Origin of the sequence: Propionispora sp. 2/2-37, assembly GCF_001298735.1 — a bacterium.
Lineage (GTDB): Bacteria > Bacillota > Negativicutes > Propionisporales > Propionisporaceae > Propionispora.
In genome coordinates, this window is sequence record NZ_CYSP01000012.1 from 1 (window position 1) to 20400 (window position 20400).

19 protein-coding genes and 2 riboswitches are annotated in these 20400 nt (G+C 41.2%); of the genes, 7 read left to right on the plus strand and 12 right to left on the minus strand.

Going from position 1 to position 20400, the window contains the following annotated elements:
- The first annotated feature begins 566 nt into the window (after positions 1-566).
- A complete protein-coding gene (locus P22_RS13350; RefSeq protein WP_054260754.1) occupies positions 567-1892 on the plus strand; it encodes an FAD-binding oxidoreductase in 1326 nt (441 codons plus the stop codon).
- Between the two features lie 117 nt (positions 1893-2009).
- On the opposite strand, the gene P22_RS13355 is transcribed toward P22_RS13350, so the two are convergent.
- A complete protein-coding gene (locus P22_RS13355) occupies positions 2010-2732 on the minus strand; it encodes a DUF6612 family protein (RefSeq protein ID WP_235814647.1) in 723 nt (240 codons plus the stop codon).
- The gene (locus P22_RS13360) at positions 2717-3727 is read right to left on the minus strand and encodes a hypothetical protein (RefSeq protein ID WP_054260755.1); all 1011 of its coding nucleotides are present in this window, start codon (positions 3725-3727) and stop codon (positions 2717-2719) included. The genes P22_RS13355 and P22_RS13360 overlap by 16 nt, the downstream gene beginning before the upstream one ends.
- A 398-nt stretch (positions 3728-4125) precedes the next feature.
- Positions 4126-4213, plus strand: a riboswitch (cyclic di-GMP riboswitch).
- Between the two features lie 172 nt (positions 4214-4385).
- Here P22_RS13360 and P22_RS13365 point away from each other — a divergent pair.
- Genes P22_RS13365 through P22_RS13375 form a run of 3 tightly spaced genes read left to right on the plus strand, consistent with a single transcriptional unit; the run spans position 4386 to position 7557 of the window.
- Positions 4386-5048, plus strand: a complete 663-nt coding sequence (locus P22_RS13365; RefSeq protein ID WP_054260756.1) for an RraA family protein — start codon at positions 4386-4388, stop codon at positions 5046-5048.
- Positions 5049-5104: 56 nt separating this feature from the next.
- Positions 5105-5563: a DUF441 domain-containing protein gene (locus tag P22_RS13370; RefSeq protein ID WP_054260757.1), complete on the plus strand. Its 459-nt coding sequence runs from the start codon at positions 5105-5107 to the stop codon at positions 5561-5563.
- A 53-nt stretch (positions 5564-5616) separates the two neighbouring features.
- Positions 5617-7557, plus strand: a complete 1941-nt coding sequence (locus tag P22_RS13375; RefSeq protein ID WP_054260758.1) for a methyl-accepting chemotaxis protein — start codon at positions 5617-5619, stop codon at positions 7555-7557.
- Positions 7558-7836: 279 nt separating this feature from the next.
- Here the strand turns inward: P22_RS13375 and P22_RS13380 are convergent, their stop codons facing one another.
- The 7 genes from P22_RS13380 to P22_RS13410 form a co-directional block, all read right to left on the minus strand.
- The gene (locus P22_RS13380) at positions 7837-8664 is read right to left on the minus strand and encodes a PocR ligand-binding domain-containing protein (RefSeq protein WP_054260759.1); all 828 of its coding nucleotides are present in this window, start codon (positions 8662-8664) and stop codon (positions 7837-7839) included.
- A gap of 114 nt (positions 8665-8778) precedes the next feature.
- The gene (locus P22_RS13385; RefSeq protein WP_054260760.1) at positions 8779-9018 is read right to left on the minus strand and encodes a hypothetical protein; all 240 of its coding nucleotides are present in this window, start codon (positions 9016-9018) and stop codon (positions 8779-8781) included.
- A complete protein-coding gene (locus P22_RS13390; RefSeq protein WP_054260761.1) occupies positions 9002-10027 on the minus strand; it encodes an aldose 1-epimerase family protein in 1026 nt (341 codons plus the stop codon). Before P22_RS13390 ends, P22_RS13385 begins: the two co-directional genes overlap by 17 nt.
- Before the next feature lie 14 nt (positions 10028-10041).
- The gene (locus P22_RS13395) at positions 10042-11442 is read right to left on the minus strand and encodes an L-fucose/L-arabinose isomerase family protein (RefSeq protein ID WP_054260762.1); all 1401 of its coding nucleotides are present in this window, start codon (positions 11440-11442) and stop codon (positions 10042-10044) included.
- 13 nt (positions 11443-11455) lie between these two features.
- Entirely contained in the window at positions 11456-12943 is a 1488-nt protein-coding gene (locus P22_RS13400) for an FGGY-family carbohydrate kinase (protein ID WP_054260763.1), read from the minus strand.
- Positions 12944-13250: 307 nt separating this feature from the next.
- Complete coding sequence (locus tag P22_RS13405) at positions 13251-14096, minus strand: hypothetical protein (protein WP_054260764.1); 846 nt, start codon at positions 14094-14096, stop codon at positions 13251-13253.
- A 125-nt stretch (positions 14097-14221) separates the two neighbouring features.
- Complete coding sequence (locus tag P22_RS13410) at positions 14222-14761, minus strand: PadR family transcriptional regulator (RefSeq protein ID WP_054260765.1); 540 nt, start codon at positions 14759-14761, stop codon at positions 14222-14224.
- Between the two features lie 115 nt (positions 14762-14876).
- Here P22_RS13410 and P22_RS13415 point away from each other — a divergent pair, with 115 nt between their 5' ends.
- Complete coding sequence (locus tag P22_RS13415; protein ID WP_054260766.1) at positions 14877-15371, plus strand: phenolic acid decarboxylase; 495 nt, start codon at positions 14877-14879, stop codon at positions 15369-15371.
- Positions 15372-16291: 920 nt separating this feature from the next.
- Here P22_RS13415 and P22_RS13420 read toward each other — a convergent pair.
- Positions 16292-18007, minus strand: a complete 1716-nt coding sequence (locus P22_RS13420) for a methyl-accepting chemotaxis protein (protein WP_054260874.1) — start codon at positions 18005-18007, stop codon at positions 16292-16294.
- Between the two features lie 569 nt (positions 18008-18576).
- A riboswitch (guanidine-I (ykkC/yxkD leader) is annotated at positions 18577-18672 on the plus strand.
- Positions 18673-18754: 82 nt separating this feature from the next.
- Between P22_RS13420 and P22_RS13425 the strand changes: the two genes are divergently transcribed.
- Complete coding sequence (locus tag P22_RS13425) at positions 18755-19090, plus strand: DMT family transporter (protein WP_054260767.1); 336 nt, start codon at positions 18755-18757, stop codon at positions 19088-19090.
- A 1-nt stretch (position 19091) separates the two neighbouring features.
- On the plus strand, positions 19092-19406 hold the full coding sequence (locus tag P22_RS13430) for a DMT family transporter (protein ID WP_054260768.1): 315 nt from the start codon (positions 19092-19094) through the stop codon (positions 19404-19406).
- 22 nt (positions 19407-19428) lie between these two features.
- Here the strand turns inward: P22_RS13430 and P22_RS13435 are convergent, their stop codons facing one another.
- Complete coding sequence (locus P22_RS13435; protein ID WP_054260769.1) at positions 19429-19815, minus strand: prenylated flavin chaperone LpdD; 387 nt, start codon at positions 19813-19815, stop codon at positions 19429-19431.
- Position 19816: 1 nt separating this feature from the next.
- Positions 19817-20380, minus strand: a complete 564-nt coding sequence (locus P22_RS13440) for a UbiX family flavin prenyltransferase (protein ID WP_054260770.1) — start codon at positions 20378-20380, stop codon at positions 19817-19819.
- Positions 20381-20400: the final 20 nt, after the last annotated feature.

Below are 20400 nucleotides of genomic sequence, written 5' to 3' on the forward strand. Positions count from 1 at the left end.
TAGTCTATCAACCCATCAAAATCCCAGTATATTCAAGGTATCTTTTCATTTTTATTAATGAAAAAATCACTTGTAAATCAGCAGGTCTGATCAGTCGAACATTCGTTAAAGGCTCATCAATGCTGCTTTGTGGCTAACGGCCTATTTGTCGTCGATCTCCCGGTATTTTTGCACTACTGAAGGTCGACGACAAATAGACCCGGTTATCCTTGGCCTTTATATTTTTTATCGCAAGTACCAAAACTTCATCGTAGCCATAGGGACGTGATTATCTACACTATCCTTCATGAAAACCATCGTCTATTTCATTTTCCCGGAAAAACTATAAAACTCCTGCCCAATTAATATAAAATTTAGCAGGAGTTTCCTTATGGAAAAACATACATAAAAAACCTTCGGATAAAGCAATGTTTCAGTGAAAAGGGACAGGGTTCATTGTCCCCTAAAGCCGTCCGGTCGATTACACTTTTAGATATTCCCACATGCACGTAGAGATATTATTGATACTTTCCGGAGTTAAGATTTATATAATAAGGTAAGAGGTTGTAGTGAGGTGAAGTACCAAAGTGGCAAACTCGAATACGAGACTTACTGGTCGAGTTATTTTCCCAGATGATCCAGGTTATGAGAAAGCCCGTATGGATTTTAATACGAGATTTTCGAAGTATCCCTGCGTTATTGTTTTTTGCCAAAGGGCACAGGATGTAATCAATGCGGTACAATGGGCAAGGGAAAACCATACACCGCTACGTGCTCGTTGTGGGGGGCATAGTTATGAAGCTTTTTCCCTATTAAATCAGGGAATTGTCATCGATGTAAGCGAAATGGATAAAATTTTTCTTGAGAAAAGAAAGGGCATGGCAACCATCCAGGCCGGAGCTACCCTTCTTCCGCTTTACAAGGCTCTCTGGCGTAAGGGTGTTACTATTCCAGGAGGAACGTGTCCGACTGTGGGCATTTCCGGACTTACGCTGGGTGGTGGATTTGGCATGCTTACAAGAAAAATGGGCTTGCTTTGTGACAACTTGATGGCAATCCAGATGGTCAATGCGCAAGGGGAAATCATCTACGCTGACCAGTGCGTTAATGCTGATCTTTTCTGGGCTTCCCGTGGAGGGGGCGGCGGCAATTTTGGAATCGTAACATCATTTGTTTTTAAGGTTCATCCTATCTCCAATGTTGCTGTTTATACTATCACATGGGATTGGTCAGATGCCAGGGAAGTAATCAAAACATGGCAAGACTGGGCCCCATTTGTCGATGAACGATTAACGTCAATTCTAGAGCTATTCACCAAAAAGGATGGACGTATTTCTTCATCTGGCGAATTTTTAGGTTCTGAAAACCAACTACACTACCTGTTAAGACCATTAACTGCTGCCGGCAAACCTATTCAAATTAAAGTTCAAACAATACCATACATTAAAGCAGTATTAAAATTCGACGGTGGCCCGGGTCCTCATAAATTCAAAAATACAGGGGCTTTTGTGTATCGCAGTTTATCTGATGAGGCAATCGGTACCTTGCTTTATTATATGGAGATTTCCCCCAACAACGATAATTCGATTCAGTTTCAGAGCCTGAAAGGGGCAGTCAGCGAGGTTCCTCCGGATGGAACAGCCTATTTTCATCGAGAAGCAAGCTATATTATGCAATATATAACGCAATGGAAAGCGGATAATGAGGAATGTCCAAACATCTGTTGGGTAGAAAAGCTTAGGCAATCCATGCTAAGATATGTGGACGGAACTTACGTTAACTGGCCTGACCTCTCTATCAAAGACTGGCCATGTGCGTATTATGGTACCAATTATCAAGAACTCATGAGAATTAAACGCAAGTACGATCCGGAAAATATATTCCACTTCGAGCAGAGTATTTGTCCAGACTAACACAGCTGTCGCGGCAGCATTCCTATTTTTATGTAAACCTCAAACGGTATAAAAAGAGCAAATATTTTAGGGGGCAAAACAGTCAATGAGCTGGGTTCCCCCTTGGTTGCATAGCATCTATTCGCTTTTTTTAGGAGTTTCCTTACCTGCCGGTTTAACTTCTTTTGCACTGTCTCGCACATCTTGAGGAATCTCTATAGGATCTATTTGATTATATTTCGAATACGTTACTTGCATACTCAATGTCGATTTTGTTAAAAAATCTTCGATTTCACTCTTTTCCCTTGGATTGGCTATCGCCAAAAACAATCCTGCCCCCTTTCGGATCGGTTCTGCCAAATCCATCTCTATTTCTTTTACCGTCTTAGTCGCTTTATCAATTTTAACATTATATTTTATATCGCCAGCAACCAGCAACCCAAGCCGTCCTAGCGCAACCGCACTCAACATGTCCTTATCCTGCACATTATTTAGTTTAACAGCTGCATCCATCACATCACTTATTTGCATACTATCCAAAGTTATTTCCATATATTTATAGGATGGTGTTTCCCTTCTCAACTTCACCGATCTCATTAACTGCAACATATCCATGCGAACAGAGGCCTTTTCATCCGCTGTAAGTTCTTTGGTCAAAGAAGGATCAATTGGCATAGTCTGTTTGATCCATGTTTCGTTACTTAATAAATAACCCACTATATTGCCTTGATTTTGTTCTATATACTGCTTTAACATTACTGTATTTTCTTTATTCTTTTCATCACAATACCAAATGTTTATATCATGCTTGTAACTCAGCGGTTTTTCCTGGGCTTCCCCATTGATTATAGTCCGTCCCATTTGGCTAGGTCAGTGGTGCCGTATCGTTTTTCAGCTTTTTCCTGCCGCGAGAAGATGTTTTGGAAATATTCCATATCTGTCATGTCAGAATCACGCGGAAACCATCCAACAATAACCCACGACCCGTTTTTCAGGGCCAAGTGGACATCTGCACTTGCCGCAACGATATTTCTGCCAACCGTGTCAGGCTTTTCAATTTCGAAAGAGTAAATTGCTACGGCCCGCAGCCTGCTTCCGTCGTAGCTGACGTCCTCCAATCCGTGGAGAGTATAATTCTTTACCGGGAGTGAGCGAAGTTGGTCGTCAGATCGGTTTCGTAATTCGGGAAAGAGCTTCTTCATCGTAGTGGCGTCTTTCTCGCTGACAGCTGTGAAATATGGTACAAGGGCACGTATTATCTCCCGTTCCACGGCAGAAATCGTCTGACCGTCCTTAGCGGCAACAGGGAGCGATTTTATGGGCGATTCACTTTTATCAGCGTCGTAGTCAGATAAGAAAATGCGCCGTAAATGTCGATAAGAAATTACTTTGCCGCCACCATCCAGCGACATGATTAAGTCTCCAGGCAAAAACTCGACTTTACCAAGTACGACTTTTCTTGTTATGACATTTACGCCCCAGAGTTCATCCGAAGCGGCTGTACCTTGCCCGGATACTGTCACAAACCCATTCCTGAAGCTAAAGGATGATACCTGATTCGGGAAGTTTTTCAGGATGCCGTCTAGCTCCTTGGGAGTTACCCTACGAAGCGGATCGCTGGTTTTTATCGCTACCATTTGGCCGCCGTCATAAAAGGCGAACCATTGATAGGGCGAGGATCCTGGATTGAACTTAGGATTGTTTACTAAGTCTGGATGGATAGGAACTAGTTCCCAGTATCCGATCAGTTGCTGTCTTTGAGCGAATTGGCCGAAGGGGGCTTCTGCAGCCAGTACAGGAACAACCATTAGGTTCAGAAGCAGAAATAGCAGGAATAGTCTTTTCCAAACGAGCACGCGAAATCTCCCCTGTCAAATACTTTACTTACAGTTTCGACGATTATCTTCCTCAATCCTCCTATCTGTAAACTTAAGGAAAACATTGTCTTTCGGCGCCTGCTTTGTTAAGTCAAGCGAAAATGTTGGCAATCATGCGCTAATAAGTCATCGGGGACGGTTTTTTACTTCTTATATTAATGCACAGCAAAAGGCGGGTCTGTATCACTGGATGCCTGTTGATACAATAGTTGACTTTGATTATGAACTCTACTGCTTTACACCGGTAAGTCCATGTAAATCATCTTAAAAATCCTATTAAGGTTTGTTAACATTCATAGACATGGTATGGAAATCCATGCTATTATTTTAGCAAATAGTGTCAATTATTAGAAGTTATAGGCTTTTAATGTAAAAAAATACATATTTGGCAAACTTATCGAAAGGTAAGGACGCAAAGCTATGGATCTAAAGGCAAAAAATGCCTATGATTGCCAGGTTGCCGTTTGGTACTCACTGCCAAACGCCTCATAAACCAGCTATGAGGCTGGTTTTTATTCTTTCGGTTCAATAATAATTATTAATAGAAAATAAAAACGGAGGGATAAGATATGTCAAGTGGTGTTGGATTACGTATTTTTCTGCATATAAACCGACCATCCCAAGGAGTGTTGAGAAGATGGAGCTAGCCGTATTGCAGAAAAAAATACTGGAGTATATTCAGTCTAACGGAATGAGTACAACTGAAGTAGCCGATGCCATGTATAAAACCGGAGAGTTGGATCCCAAATTACAAGTTTTATTGCCTGGAAGCAGAGTAGCGGGAATCATCCACTATATTCCTGCGTTTAACGGTTCGAATTATCATGTACATAATTATGCCCGCAATACACCTAAAGACGCTGTGGTTTATATTGACGCGGTTAATTGCGACGGTAAAGCAATTTTTGGTGATCTTGTTGCAAAATATATATTTTCCTATCGTCAGGCCAAGGGAATCGTCGTTAGCGGGTTGATACGCGACGTTCAACAACTCATCAAAGAAAAGTATCCGATCTGGTCTTATGGCCGGTCGCCAATCGGTTGTATCAACACAGATACCGGTTTCGATGAGGAATATTATAACAGACGTAAACAGGAACTGGACGGAGGAATTATTGTTGCTGATGATACTGGTGTTGTCGTGATCAAAAAAGACCGGATTACCCAAGAAGTATTTGAAAGATTGGAGTTTCTCGGGAAACAGGAAGCTGTCTGGTCCGATTGTATTACCCGGTTGAGGTGGGATACTTTTGATACTATTTGTCTGAAAAGGTATAATGAGCAATCTGAAGCAAAGTAGCGTACGATTGACGGAATATTCGAATGCTGAAAAAACCATGGCAAGGATGTGAATAAATGAATTGGGACAACATTCCTCTATTAATTATATTGGCATTATCTATTATCGGTAATAACCATACGGTATCTGTGGCTGCATTGGTGCTGTTACTTATTCCCCAATTAGGCCTTGAAAATTATTTTCAGGTTATAGACAAGCACGGAATTAATATTGGCATTATCATTCTGACAATTGCTGTCCTAAGTCCTGTTGCGCAAGGGCGTATCGCTATGAACGAAGTCCTGGCTATCTTTAAAGCTCCGGTTGGACTTCTAGCGGTTGTGATTGGGGTTTTCCTAGCCTGGGTTGCCGGCCAGGGAGTCATTTTTATGAAGGATTCACCGGAAACAGTAACGGCCCTGGTTGTCGGCACGATTATCGGTGTTTGCTTCTTTCGCGGTCTGCCTGTCGGTCCGCTCATTGCCGGCGGTTTGGTGGCACTTCTAGTAAATGGGTTGAGTTTATTCAAGCGATGATGAACAAGCCCTATTGATTAATATCCATAATTGGACAAGGAGCGAATGAATTGATGAAGAAAAAGTTCATTATTTTATTATTGATTATTAGTTGCGTCCCACTAATCGGAGCTTCCCTATTCTCCTTTTCACTATTTAACAATACTCTAAAAGACGACTTTTACTCGCTTAGTTCCAGTGAGACCGAAGTTTTACAATCCGAAATCCAAACTTATCTTAACAAACACCTTGAGGTACTTAGAGGAGTTGCCCAAACCGCCCCGATAAGAAATTACGATCTTCCGACTGCCAGCCAACTACTGGGTGACACGCAAAAGGTATTTACTTCACTTGCCATGACTGTCGATGATGATAAAGGTAATCAGCTTGTTAGAGGCGACAACGCCAGGTTGATAAAGGTAGGCGACCGGACTTTTTATCAAGAAGCTCTAAAAGGAAAAGATGAAGTAGTTTCTGAAGTATTGATTAGTAAGACAGATGGTAAACCTGTGATTGCTATAGCCACACCAATACACTCGGCTAACGGAACGGTGACCGGTGTTTTGCAGGCTTCTATTAATCTCGCTTTTCTTAAAGACGTAGTTGTAAAGCGGTCGCAAAACGGCGTTACCGCCTACATACTTGACCAGGATGGAAAAATTACCGCCCATCCCAATGAACAGGTGTCAAACGAACGTAAAGACATGAGTCAGTTGCCCTTTGTCCAAAAAGCGATGAAAGGTCAAAGCGGCAGGGAAGAAATCATTGGGGATGATGGTGTCCGCAAGCTGGTCAATTATGTATATGACCCGAAAACACGCTGGATTATTTGTATGGAAAAATCTTTCGATGAATATACTGCCAAAAATAATAGTCTATTGCTGACAAATCTGGCTATTTTATTGTTTACTATTCTGGTGGTCGTTATCATCAGTGTATTTGTCTCTAATCGAGTAGCCAAACCTATTATACAATTGGTAGAAGCCACAGAAACTATTAAAAACGGCAACTTGAACATTGAAATAAACAACCAGCAAAATGATGAAATCGGCAAGCTGGCGCAAAATTTCAATGCAATGGTTAGCGGACTAAAAGAATTGCTTGGAAAAGTATTAGTTACAGCTAAAGCAGTTTCCTCGTCTTCGGAGCAATTAACCGCTTGTGCGGCACAATCTGAAGTTACAGCAGGGCAAGTGTCAGACGCAATCTCTAATATCTCCCAATCAGTCAACGAACAGGTGGCTACTCTTAATAAAACCACAGCGCTTGTCAGCGAGATCGTTGCCAACATTCAACAAATTGCTGCTGATTCGACACTTGTTGCTTCGGTTTCGGAAAAAACTGCTCAATCAGCCGTAGATAGCGGAAAATCAATTGATGAAGCCGTTGCTCAAATGCAGAATCTTGAGGCAAATGTTGCCGACTCCGCAAGACTTGTAACAAAATTAGACGAGCGTTCTAAAGAAGTTGGCCAAATTCTTGATACTATTTCAGGAATTGCCAGTCAAACCAATTTATTAGCATTGAATGCGGCTATTGAAGCGGCTCGCGCCGGCGAGCAAGGACGCGGTTTTGCTGTTGTAGCTGATGAAGTGCGAAAGCTGGCTGAACAATCGCAAATCGCAGCCAAGCAAATTGGCGGCTTAATCGCCGAAATACAGGCAGATACCCATAACGCTGTTGTAGCAATGAACCAAAGCAGCGATGTAGTCAAGCTGGAAGTCTCTATGGTTAGCAGTGTTGGCGGTACGTTTAATGAGATTATTGCCATGACTAATCAAGTATCCGGCCAAATTCAAGGTATCACTGCTTCTATAGAAACTATTGCAATGAATAGCCAGAACATCTTGTCTGCTGTCCAAGATATTGAATCCATGGGCAAAAACACTGCAACTCAAACAACGCAGGTTTCTGTAGCCACACAACACCAAGTTGCTGCTATCGAAGAGGTACAACAAGTGCTGGGTAACACCGCAGATGCACTTCAAAACGCAGTTAAAAAGTTTTCGTTATAACATGGGACAAAGTGACAGATTCATTGTCCTACGAGTCAGGTGACGATTATTGCGAAAGTTGCTTTCATCCATTCTCCTGTGCCAAGCTTGTCATGATTGTTCTTTCGCTTCTATAAACGCTTAGGCAATCCATGCTAAGATATGTGGACAGAACTTTCGAACAGAGTATTCGTCCAGATTAACACAGCTGTCGCAGTAGCATCCTGATTTATGCAAACTCCCATGGCATATTGAAAAAAGTAGAGCAGCCTTGAAGGCTGCTTTTTCACATATTAGTTATTATCTGTACCTATATTTTTTAGCAGGTATACTCACTATTTTTTTGAAAATACGACAAAAGTAGTTATAATCTTCAAAACCAACTAACCCAGCAATATCTGCTACGCGATAGGTAGTGTTTTTCAGTAAATACTTTGCCTTTTCAATACGCCGGTTTCTAATATATTCGCTAATACCGCTTCCCAGATAATGCGAGGATATCTTATACATCTGAGCCCTGCTCATTTTAAAGTACCGGCATAACCTGTCAACTGAAATATCTTCACTGATATGCTGCTCAATATAATAATTTAGCTGGTAAATAAACCGGTCTTTTTCTATTTTAATAATATCTTTTGTCAGTATATATAATGTACAAAATTCCATTATCTTGGCTGCCGCTAGAATTTGCTCATTGTTGTGCAAATTCATTTGCTTAATGCAAGCAACAACATCAACAGCTAAATGGTAGCGTTCGCTCAAGCTTTGCAGCTTTACTGCCGCCTGTTCCCTGTTTTCATTGTTTAAAATTTGCCCCATCATAATATAGCCAATAACAATCCCATTATCAACCAAAGGAGCCGTTGCTTCGTATAGTCCGGCATGGCACTGGTAAATTAGAGGCTCCTTGCTTATTTTACAGGAATTAAAAGAATGTGCATTACTTTTTAAGCATTCTTTTCTTATTTCCGGATGACTCTGCAAACAATCACAAACAGGGCAATGTGTCTCTGGATAAGCGGTAATTTCATTATACTCATCATCAAATATAACCATTCTAATTCCAGTTATAACATGGAAGTTACGCATTACCTCGTAAAGCTGTTCTGCCTTATATCCTAGAGACACAATTCCCCCTCCTGCTTAGCATCCGATTTCTATTAATTTTTTCCTATCATAACACTTTTCTCAGTATTTTCCAAGAGGACGTTTTTACAAAAGATTTATGGCATTAATCCCCCTCTACTTGCTATAAAACACTTTCATAGCCCGCGCTGCATCATTTTCCATTGCAGTGGCTGCCGCAAGCGCCACATCATGATAGAACGTAATATTCTTTTCTTTTAAAAGGGCATCAGCCGCAAAAACACCTTCTCGGGCCATATAGGAATAGTAATTAATTTTACGGATACCCTTGCCAATTGTCATTCTTATAGTCTTCCGGGCCGCAATTACTAAGACTTCATTAAGGGTTGCCAGCATATAAACTCCTCCTGCAGTCAGATACGCTTTTCCATTGTGTCAGGTTTTCGATTATTCTAATTGTCAGCGAGTATGCAACAGTCTCGCCTGACTTAATAAATTTCAGCCTGTTTTGCTCCCGCATTGCGTTACGTCCGTCGGCATGACAATTTCCCGGCTCTAAACCAAGCACATAATCTTGATAGCCCATCATCTTCCACTCAATAAAGTGGTCAAGTTTTTGCGTATCAAAATGTAACGAGACCCCTTTGCCGATATCTGGGTTGAAAATGGCTGCCAGGCCTTCTTTTGCAAACGAATGATAGTAGCATTCTTCTTCAAATCCCTCCTGGGGCGTCAGCATCTCATGCCATGAATCAATGGCCTTTGCGGCGTGATCATTACGGGGAACTACCTGGATTGACGGAATAAATAGTTGGGCATTTTCACTTAATAAGGGATACCCGATATTCGTGTGGTACAAAAACATTAACGGTACCCTTTTGTCCCCCAGGTTTTCAATTGTATCGGCAATGGTAATATAGTTTCTTTCTATAGGACAACAAATCGTTCGATCAAGCACCAATTTACTGGAAAATAGCGCTGCTGCCCTCACCCTCGCATGAATCTGAATCTCTTTTTGATTTACTGCAGCATAAATTTGTTCGGCCGGTATATTGGCGACATCTCCATGTAAAGGTAGATCTTCTCCTTCATCATGACAGGGATTGCCAACAGCCGTTAAGCCGCAGGTAGTTAAAAAGCCTGCGGTAAACGATTTTAAAAAACCACTGCCTTTATTGTCGTAATACTGCGGCCCAACGTAACCGCAAGGGGAAAAATAGCCGAAATTATCCCCCTTGAAGGATAAACGGGAAATATCAGCGCAACGATCGGCCGAAACAGTAAATTCTAAGCCTGCACCGTTTTTCACTTGAAATAATCTCATCCCGTCCCCTTTACCGCCGATTAAGCGGTGTTCTTCAACTCCGTACACTTGTGAAGGGTGACCGACATATTGCTTTTTCATGTTGCCCCCACCAATCAATTAATGTCGATTAAGTCATATTTCAGATAGTATGCGAACGCTTCCTTCAACACGCTATCCATATGGCCAACACCGACAGCGGTATGATGTCTAAAACCGTTTTGCCCTAATTTTACTAGTTTGGGCTGCAAATTCTCGATATGAGCTACACCGCCACAGCCAAAAAACTCCTGTTCAATATCATCTTCGGTAAATTCACCTGTCCCGACATAAAAAGTAAGTTTTCCGTCCTCAGTTTTACAGCTAGAAAACGTCATAGGGAAGGCTTTAATTCGGCCTTCGTTGCTCCCCCAGCCGGAACCCGGATTAGCCTTAGCAAACATTTTATGATCTGTGACGGTGCCCTTTGCCTTCATTAAGCGCTGCGCCACCGGTCCGCAGTGAAACAAAATCACTTTGTCCGAATCGTCACCATAATTGTTATTCCAATCAAGACAAGCTGCAGGCTGCTCCGAGGCAAGCTGCATGGAATACATATTGATGGCCGAACACAAGTCGATTTCACAGGATGCGACAAAGCCCCGGTCATTTAGTTCACTAAGCAGTACACAGGGTGAAACACCAAGAATACTTTGCATTTCCTCCCAGCAGCGCAGTGTTAACGCATCCAGCTGATATTCCGCTATATATTCGTCTAATACTACACTAATTCTTGCCAAAGTCGTAAATTTGTCATCCGGAACTTTGCTGAAATCAGTATATGTAGAAAGGTTATCCTTCTTTTCTATAACCGCCGACGCAGTATCCGAAATCTGATTGACCTTATAAATGAGCTCCGACAAATCAAAGGTATCGACCGTAATACCATATTTTTGCAGCGTAATTTCATCGAAGCGAACCGTTTTAAACTTCGAGGTCCTTGCTCCGATACAGCCGATTCGAAAACGTCTCATACCATTAACAACCCGGCAAATGGCTGCAAAATCCTGCAAGTTTTGCTGAAACGCTTCTGTCGCGGGATGCACTACATGGGGTTCAAGCATGGTAAAAGGTACCCCGTATTGGTGAAATACATCAGCGATACTAAACTTTCCGCAATATGCATCTCTTCTATGATCAAAATCCATATTTCCTATTTCGTCAGGGTATGCCTGCAGTAAAATAGGGACACCCGCTTTTTCCAGAGCCTCGATGGCCCCATTTTCATCTCCAAAATTTGGTAAAGAGAGAATGACACCATCGTACTTTCCTTCGTTCTCTTTCAGCCACTTAGCATAAATTCTTCCTTCCTCGCGGCTTTCCACTGCACCGTAGCGTGTGGCCGAATCATCCAACAAGATGCAGTCATATCCTGCTTTCCGTACAGCTTGAGCTACCTCCGCTCGGGCACCTGCAATTAAGCTTTCCGGAAAAAATCCCCTATTGCCAAAGTAGAGCGCAAAAGTTAACTTTTTCATATTATGATTCCTCCTAATTTAAAATGGCTTTAACTGCCTGATAAACTTTTTTATATTTATGATATAGTTCCGTATACTTCTCGGTTTTCTCCGGACACGGATAGTACGTTTTTCGTAACTTCACAAACATATCACTTGCTTCTTGCAAATTTTGATATACACCGCAGGCAACACCCGCCAGCATAATTGATCCTACCGTACCTGCTTCTTCGGCAGCTAATGCCGTTACCGGAATATTAAGAACATCGGCTTTCATCTGAAGCCAAAAAGAGGACCTGGCTCCTCCCCCGGTTGCCCGTAGTTCTTTTATTTCAATTCCGGCCTCTTTTAGCCATTCCATATTCAAACGCATTTCATATGTAACGCCTTCCATTAGTGCCCGATAAATATCAATAGAAGTAGTTTCAATTGTTAACCCAATAATTGCGCCTTTGGAAAGACTGTCCATATACGGCGTCGCTGCTCCGGAAAAATGCGGCAGAACCAGCAGACCGGACGGATCGTCTGCAAGCTGCCGATTAAAATATTCATACGCACTCATACCCTGCACTTGTGCGGCTTGTGCTTCCAGAGCTGCCAGCTTATCGCGGTACCATTTTAAAAGTGCCCCCCCTGTAAACGAAAATGCATAGCTTACGTAAAAGTTAGGAACAACATGAGGGACAATGGAATAACTGCCTTTAAACAGCATGTCATTTTCAGGAATATGATCGAATACGGGTGTAATGCATTCCACGGTGCCTGTGCCGTCTACCGCCATTCCAGGCTCTAGTACGCCTGCCCCGACTGCGGCAGCAATCTGATCATGGCACCCTGATACAATCGCGATGTTGCCCGGCAAGCCTAGCTCTCTAGCTACATTCTGTTTTATATTGCCTGCTTTTGTTCCGGCCGGTACAGGTTTTGATAATTTCTGAAGTGGTACATTAGAAAAATCTAATATCTTCTTAGACCAGCACAAGTTGACAATGTCAAAAGCCATGGTTCTGCTTGCCAGGGAGTAATCAATTTGTGCTATGCCACTTAACATATAAACAATAAAATCTCCAAACTGCATGATTCTTTTTGCCGCATTATAGATTTCCGTCCTATTTTCTGAAATCCACATTAGTTTAGGTATACTATACATTTTATGGGGATTTAAGCCGGTAATCCGCGCAAAGTCACGGGCGCCAAAATGTGCAACTAACTTATCGCATTGTGCCTCTCCCCTTGGGTCCGTATACAGCATGGAATTCATAAGCGGCTCATCCGCTTCATCTAATAAAATAACCGACTCACCAAAAGAAGTTACCCCGATTGCCTTCAGATTGGCAGCTTCACTCGCAATACCCTTAATGACTTTTTTTACGCATTCCCAAACCATGCGTCCGTCAATCTCATGCTCCGGGCATTTTTCCATTACATATTCCTGATAGCATTCTTTTATCAAGCTACCGTCTTTACTATATAGACTGCATTTACATCCGGTTGTTCCTATATCCACTCCGGCTATTTTCAAGCTGCTCCCCTCCTCACCAATCACATTATAGTCTGACTTTTCACTCTTTTATAGTAAAATTCATCTTAAAAACTGTAATCTTGTTTTTCCGCAAAAGTAAAAAAGGACAGCTTGTCAATTCATTCTTGATGAATTCAATATCTGGGAAATAAAATTAAAAGGGCTGAAATCTGTGCAATACAGAATTCAGCCCAAGCGTATAAATGGTATCTAACTCATAAGTTATCAAGCTTTGAGTACACCTACTACTTTTTGTATAGTATTTTTCTGACTCAAACCATTGGCACACGGTGAAGGAAAAATGAAATTACTTAGATTTAAGTTTTGGCAGTTTGGGAATAGATCTTTCACAGGGAACCCTCGTCTGACAAAGTCCACAGCTTGGCGTCGTAACCCCATAGGCTTCATTAACCGCCGGCATAACTTTTCTACGGGTGTACTCAAAGCATAAATCTTTATTGTGACCGTTTAACGAAATAGCTCCGGCCGGACATCTACGGATGCAAGCTCCGCAACTATTTGAGTTGTAATGCAGACAATTATCATGAATTCCTTTATATAGAAACGGGGAAGGCTCCAACACTAATTCAGTAATCACACTTCCAACACGCACTGCCATTCCACATTCAGTTATCAGTGCATCGGTTAAGCTAAATGTTCCTAAACCGGTGGCATAAGCCGCGTGTCTTTCGGACCAGGTCGACGCATGTCCGATGTCATCTACATAAACTCTCTGCCAATTTGAACTCAAAGCGGGTGCAACCGTACGATACCCAATTTTAGTTATTAGACCGACGACAAATTCTCTGAGCATATTATTAAACTGCTCCCCATAAAATCTGGCCTGAGCCCACTCTTTCGAGGGAAACGCTCTCTCCAAGTAGTTACTTTTCAAAATGGTTTCGGTAAATGGAAGTATCCAGCATATAACGGTTCCGTTAGGTAATGAATCCTCAAATTCGGCCTTAAACCATTCTTTAGGAGTTAAATGAAAAGAGCCTATTTTCTGCTTATAGCTGCCAAAAAGCTCATTGTTTACATCGGCAAATCCAATTCGCGGCAAATTATATATTTTTATCGCTGTATCTGGTAACTTATTATGTCCCGAAGTAGTAACAAAGTTCTCGATTTTAGAAATAATTTCGTCTTTCATAGCTTACTCCTCTTAAAGAAATTATTCAAAAGGTCAGTTTCCTTGACTCTTATCTCATCAGTGACTGTGCCACTACCGTTTATAGTTATACTTTCAATGTAACAACACTTATTTAAAAATAGCTACTATTTATTTTGAATATATGCTATTGAATCGTCAATCCACGAAATATGAGCTTCTAGTTGTTTAATAGCATTTTTTAATAAAAGAAAATCCCCTAATTTCTCAGGAGAGATACCCTCTGAGTCTTGATACTCGGAAATTTTTATTTTATATCGCTCTAACAGACTTTTACACCTCAGTTGTCGCTCTTTAAACTTTTCTAACAACTGTTCTTTGTTTAAATGCTCCGCAAAATAAATACGTAATTTAAAAATATCCTTGCTTTGTGATAACGGCGGCTCATCTTCAGTAATCCAGGTCTCTAATGCTTTTTTTCCTTTTTCCGTAATAGAATATAGCTTTTTTTCTAAAACTTCACCTTGTACCAAAATCTCATACTGAATGAGCTCAGATTGAACAAGCTTTTTTAACTCCGGATAGATTTGGCTTTGATTTGCGTTCCAAAAGTCAGCAACACTATCATTAAAGATCTTAGCTAAATCATAACCGGTAACTTTTTGTTTATGAATTAAGCCTAAAATGGCATATCCTAATGTATTCATAAAACCTTGCTCCTTTTACTTGACTTTCCAGAATTTTAGTATATATAATAAATACATAAATATCAACATGTAAAAATATACATGTTGATATTTACCTAAAAGGAGCGATGTGTATATGAAGAAAGAGTTAAAAGATTTAGTAGGTAAACATTTTATCTATACGTATGACAATGGATGGCAATATGAAGTTTATATCAAAAATGATACGACATTTGATTACCGGATTCACAGCGGAATTGTTGGTGGACGTTGGGTAAAAGGACAAGAAGCCTACATCGTTGCCCTGGCAGATGATGTCTACAAAATTTCTTGGGACGAGCCGACTGGTACCTGCGTAAGCTTGGCTTTCAATCTGGCAACCAGAAGGATACATGGAACTATTTTCTTTCCCGCCTGGATCAGTAAAACTCCCCAGAAAACAGTTTGTTTCCAAAATGAGCATTTACCACTAATGAATCAGTATCGTGATCAAGGACCTACTTATCCTAAAATGGTGGTTGATGAATTTGCAACGATTACATTTATTGAGGACTGTGGTGCTGATAATGAAGAGGTAATCAATTGTGCTCCAAGTGCTCTTCCTGAGGAGTATACAAAGAGGAAAAACTAATTTATTTAGTCCTCTTTTCATTAACGTTATCGGTTCAGTTTGCAAGTACCGTAAGTGCCGAGCCGACACTAAGGCTTACAAACCAGTTTCATCACCCCTCATTGCATAGACTTAGTATGGACAAAAACCGCTTTCAGCATAATGACTGAAGCGGTTTTGTTCAATGATACCCCCTAGAGTTGAAGTTTATTTATTATGTAACTGTTAGCAGTATAACAATTTACTGTACTAATTTATATTTTTTTAGAATATTAATGGTAAGCTCTTTTGCTTATAGCCGGCAAACTCTTCCTGTGAATCAATATTCGCGAATACATAGGGATGGCCTTTCACAGTAACAAAGCCCACATACCAACCTAGAGAAATATTATTCTGCAATGCGCTGGTACCCGTTTTCCCGTAAAAACCTCCTTTGGCCTCTAAATTTGCCACCCCTTTCTAATAGTATTGTAACAACTTGCTAAAGGGCGAGGTGACAGGTTTATAGTCCCTGCTATATCTTTTTGATATTCCCACATGTCACGTAGACAAGATTATTGACACATCGTGTCTAAGCAAAAATCCCATCATACATCAACAAAATTCTGTCATGGCCTGGCTCTACTACCTAAATATCGTAGAAACCGGCCTTTACAACTGTTACTTTTGTCATAGGATTATAGTCCTCCCTTTTTCTAAATCATACCGGATATTGGCAGGAAATACAAAACTGGTTTTGCTGCAAAATAAAACGAGCAGTCAAAAAGACCGCTCTTATATATCATTATCTCTTGCAAGTATTTCTTTTGTGCATATCATTAAGCGATATTCTTCTACTATAAATACAATTACTATCATTATTATTAAACTCTAATATTACTAATTCCCAATTAACATCTAATTACCCTCATGCCTACCAACTAGTCTGAGTTTAGGGATTCTTAAACTTGAAATTGACCAACTGCACTCCGCAAATCCATCGCTAGTTTTGCCAATGCTTGGCTGGATGCAGCAATTTCCTGCATAGATGCAGATTGTTCTTCCGTGGCCGCTGAAACGGATTGAGTTTCCCCGGAAACCTTTTTACTTGTTCCATCAATCCGCTTTATAGATTCAACAATCTGCTGGCTTCCAACAGCCATTTGCTCTATTGCTGCTGAAATATCTTTAACTTGTTCTGAAACTTGGGAAACTAAACCAGCAATTTCTTCAAAAGCCCGGCCTGACGTATTGACTAATTCGGCCCCTAACTTTACTTCTTTGGTTCCTTCGTTCATCGCGAAAACAGCATTATTCGTTTCTTCCTGAATTTCCCCAATCAAACCGGCAATTTGTTTCGCTGCTTCTTGCGATTGTTCGGCAAGTTTACGCACTTCTTCCGCTACTACAGCAAATCCTCTTCCCTGGTCTCCGGCCCTGGCCGCTTCAATAGCGGCATTTAGCGCAAGCAGGTTTGTCTGTCCAGCAATGCTGGAAATCGTCTCAACGATTTGACCAATTTCTTTCGAACGTTCCCCCAGCTTGGAAACCACTTTAGCAGAATTGATTACCGTATTTTCCACTTGTCCCATCTGGTCAACCGCTTTTGTTGCCGATTGATTTCCCTCGACCGCTTTCGTAGATGCCAGTGAGGAACGACCAGCAACTTCATTTGAGTTGGCAGCAATTTGTTCAATGCTGGCTGACATTTGCTGTATAACGGCAGATGTGTCATTCACGGCAGACACTTGTTCTTCCATTCCATGAGCCACTTCCGTTATTGATCCTGCTACCACATTGGCAGCCTGTGCCGACTGATCTGCACTGGCAGTTAGTTCCTCGGAAGACGCCGCAACTTGCTCGGTCGACTCTGTCACTTTCTCCATCAAAACACGAATACTGTTCCTCATATCCGCTAATGCATCGGCCAATTGTCCAACCTCATCTTTTCGAACAACGCTCCGCGGTTTATCGCGAAAATCACCGGATGCAAGCTCTTTACAAATTGTTACCATGGTTTGTAACGGTCTAGCGATAATTCTGGTTACATACCAACCGCTTAGCAATAAAACGAGTAAAGCAACAAATGTAATTCCGATTGAAACTTGCGTTGCTTTCGCGATAGCTGCCTTATTATCCGTATTCATTTTTTCCGAAAGTTCCGTGTAATAACTGCTTAACTCTCCTAATTGCTTTATGTACGCATCGGCAAGCACATCAACCTCTTTGACATAAAGAGTATAGGCCTCTGCGTTTTTATTCTGCATAGCTAATTCTATAACTTGCGTACGAGAATCCAAATATTTTTTTCTTGATTCTTTTACTTTATCAAATAGTTCTTTCCCTTTTGAATCCATATGAGATTTCTCAAACTCTTCAAAGTTAGCACTTATTCTCTTTCCTGATTCATCCATCACTTTTTTCAGTTCGAGGTTCTTCTTATCATCTGTTGTAAGCATTATTTCCAATACAGCCCCGTTAGATCTAGCTATTAACATCCTATTCTCATTTAAATTTTTCACGGGAATAAGACGCTCCCTGTACATAACATCCATAGTAGTCCCCGACTGTTCTAAATAATGATAGCCAGTGTAACCAACCAAGCCTAAAGCCAAAAATGCAATGATTATTAAAATACTAAGCTTGCCAACGATTTTCAAATTATCAATAAACCCCATCTTTGCCGTCAAATTCATTTTCATCTTTTTTCCCATCCTCTGTTTCAATTCGAAATAAGCTATACGGAGACCAAATGGATTTTTTTGTTCGGCAGCCTTTAGAAGTCTTCCCTCTACGCTACAACCTTGCATATTACCGCTTGGGAAAAAACTAATGTTGGCAACTATTCAGTTCAGTTCCCCCCCTCTACGTAAACACATCACAATATTTCGACACATTTCTACAATTTTCACTATTCGTCAACATTTGGCAATATCCTTTGTTTATAAATAAATTAAATCGTTCACAATCATTTGTCAGATTTACTAAAAAAGATAGCTAAAACCGGAACAATTAGAAAGCGTGGACTCCCTGGAAGCCTGACTCGGACTTAGGTTGCGCCTTGCTAGTATAGTTCAAATAGATAATCATAAAAAAACAAAAGCGCCATTTGCTTCAATAACAAACGGCATATTCTATTCCCTCAAAATCGGGATTTGCGATGACATGCTCATAAAAATTAAACCCCCTGTTTTTGCAGGGATTCTTGACAACTCAAAGTAATTGTGTATAATGTTGTTCAATGTAATAAATAGTTTTCTAGGGTTCCGCGGTTCGCTGGTCTGGTCCGAGAGAAAACGACAGTCTAAGGACTGTAGCACGGAGGGATAAAAGCCCGGGAGAATAGCTGCAATATGGCAGCTTATTTTCCCGGGCTTTATTTCTTGTCTGTATTTTATTAATACTAAAGAAGGAGGTAGGCTATCATGAACAAAATTTGGATATCGGTTGTTATTGCCGCTTTTTTTGAAGTGGGCTGGGTAATCGGGCTGAAGCATGCGGATAGTGTCTTGGAATGGGGAGGGACATTAATCGCCATAATCATCAGCTTTTACCTAATGATTATGGCTGGGCGTGATCTTGCCGTTGGGACGGTATATGCTGTTTTCGTTGGACTTGGAACAGCGGGAACCGTACTGGCAGAGATTATATTGTTCGATGCACCTGTCATATCTGCTAAGCTCGCCTTGATTGTACTACTGTTGAGCGGCGTTATCAGTCTTAAGATGCTAAGCAAGCAGAAAGAGAAGGAGGTGCTATAATATGGATTGGCTATTCCTAATAATGGCAGGCATCTTTGAGATGATGGGTGTTGCAATGATTAACAAATTTCATAGAGACCGCAACTGGAAAGCGTTTACCCTGCTGCTCATCGGCTTTGGCCTAAGTTTTTTATTTCTAGCACTTGCTATGAAGACATTGCCTATGGGAACAGCCTATGCGGTGTGGACTGGAATTGGAGCTTCGGGAGGAGCAGTACTGGGGATGTTTGTATATGGTGAACCTAGAAATCTATCAAGAATTATTTCTATTGCCGTTGTGCTTGGCTCTGCTGTTGGTTTAAAGCTGATTGGATAAACACCAACTATAAGAGATGTAATTAGCCCCTATTTTTTATTAACCATGTTTCAATTTTATCTACTAACCGTTCAAAATTAGCTTGCAGCCGTTTTATATCTTCAGGCGTTGCATTGTCTAAGTGCAGACCCACGGATACTAAAACAGTAGTGTTTAATTTACTTGCCATACGCAGCGCCGCATCTCTGGTGATCACATCTTCTTTATGGCCCGTCACGCAAAGTACAGACGCTGTCGCGGAAATTACCCCATTATTTTTTAAGCTCATTCTGGGCAAGGCCAGGGCTGCAGCTCCCACATGAGGTGCTTGACCACCGCCAATGGCTACTACTACGTCTTTTCCGCACAAAGTAACCGCAGCCGTAATTTCGTAAGGCTGGCTGCCAACAGTAATCTTTGTAGAAAGCATCTCATTCCGCTCCTTCCCACGCTATAAATTCTTTATACTCCACCCCAAACTGCATTAAAATTTTGCCAATAATATGCTGGATTTGTTTTTCCACTGAGTTGGAACCATTATAGAATGTTAACACCGGAGGAACTATGATGCAGCCATACTCAGCCGCCTTTTCGGTATTGCGCAGATGAATCCTGCTCATAGGCATTTCACGGGGCACAAGGACTACCTTGCGGCCTTCCTTAATACATACGTCTGCCGCCCGTAAAAGAAGATTAGTCGCAAAACCGGAAGCAATACCGGATACAGTTTTCATGCTGCAGGGAATAATGATCATGCCATCGGTCTTGAAGGAGCCGCTGGAAATGTTGGCTGCCATATTTTTATTGTTATGAACCACATCTGCCAAAAACGTCACTTCGCCCATAGTCAAATCCGTTTCGTATTCGAAGGTTTTTGCAGCACCTTCGGTAACCACTAAATGTATTTCCATATCGGGGATCTGTTTTAAGGCTTTCAACATATAGTATCCCATGATGACTCCGCTTGCGCCGGAGATACCTACGATTAAACGCATGACTTAGATCCTTTCCAATT

Bases quoted from the DNA above. Each gene is read 5' to 3' on its own strand.
- P22_RS13390 (WP_054260761.1), bottom strand. From the start codon at position 10,027: ATGAAAAAGCAATATGTCGGTCACCCTTCACAAGTGTACGGAGTTGAA.
- P22_RS13405 (WP_054260764.1), bottom strand. From the start codon at position 14,096: ATGAAAGACGAAATTATTTCTAAAATCGAGAACTTTGTTACTACTTCG.
- P22_RS13440 (WP_054260770.1), bottom strand. From the start codon at position 20,380: ATGCGTTTAATCGTAGGTATCTCCGGCGCAAGCGGAGTCATCATGGGA.
- P22_RS13385 (WP_054260760.1), bottom strand. From the start codon at position 9,018: ATGCTGGCAACCCTTAATGAAGTCTTAGTAATTGCGGCCCGGAAGACT.
- P22_RS13420 (WP_054260874.1), bottom strand. From the start codon at position 18,007: ATGGGGTTTATTGATAATTTGAAAATCGTTGGCAAGCTTAGTATTTTA.
- P22_RS13430 (WP_054260768.1), top strand. From the start codon at position 19,092: ATGGATTGGCTATTCCTAATAATGGCAGGCATCTTTGAGATGATGGGT.
- P22_RS13425 (WP_054260767.1), top strand. From the start codon at position 18,755: ATGAACAAAATTTGGATATCGGTTGTTATTGCCGCTTTTTTTGAAGTG.
- P22_RS13365 (WP_054260756.1), top strand. From the start codon at position 4,386: ATGGAGCTAGCCGTATTGCAGAAAAAAATACTGGAGTATATTCAGTCT.
- P22_RS13370 (WP_054260757.1), top strand. From the start codon at position 5,105: ATGAATTGGGACAACATTCCTCTATTAATTATATTGGCATTATCTATT.
- P22_RS13395 (WP_054260762.1), bottom strand. From the start codon at position 11,442: ATGAAAAAGTTAACTTTTGCGCTCTACTTTGGCAATAGGGGATTTTTT.
- P22_RS13435 (WP_054260769.1), bottom strand. From the start codon at position 19,815: ATGCTTTCTACAAAGATTACTGTTGGCAGCCAGCCTTACGAAATTACG.
- P22_RS13410 (WP_054260765.1), bottom strand. From the start codon at position 14,761: ATGAATACATTAGGATATGCCATTTTAGGCTTAATTCATAAACAAAAA.
- P22_RS13415 (WP_054260766.1), top strand. From the start codon at position 14,877: ATGAAGAAAGAGTTAAAAGATTTAGTAGGTAAACATTTTATCTATACG.
- P22_RS13375 (WP_054260758.1), top strand. From the start codon at position 5,617: ATGAAGAAAAAGTTCATTATTTTATTATTGATTATTAGTTGCGTCCCA.
- P22_RS13355 (WP_235814647.1), bottom strand. From the start codon at position 2,732: ATGGGACGGACTATAATCAATGGGGAAGCCCAGGAAAAACCGCTGAGT.